Here is a 254-nt window from a genome sequence, read left to right on the forward strand (position 1 = left end):
CCTGCGCCAGGCGCCCACGACAGTGGGGAACTTCTGGCCCCAGGGCCCGGCTTCAAACGCAGTCAGCTCGGCCTCAGCGGCCTCGGCGCTCACCGCCGTGTAGATCGGCTTGATGGCCGTGGCCAGGTGTCCGCGCCGAAGTAGAACTGAGCCACCGCGCCGCTTGAATCGTGAGCCAGGGGTGGGAGCCGACGCTGTGATGGTCGGCTGTGGATAAGTGTATGCCTTGCCTTGTTCTGTGACCTCTTTTCGCT

1 pseudogene is annotated in these 254 nt (G+C 65.0%); it reads right to left on the reverse strand.

Going from position 1 to position 254, the window contains the following annotated elements:
• Window positions 1–254 (reverse strand): annotated as a pseudogene (locus tag ACYZGB_RS23000) (hypothetical protein); the annotation flags it as partial.

It is taken from the genome of Acidovorax sp. Q11 (genome assembly GCF_054950075.1).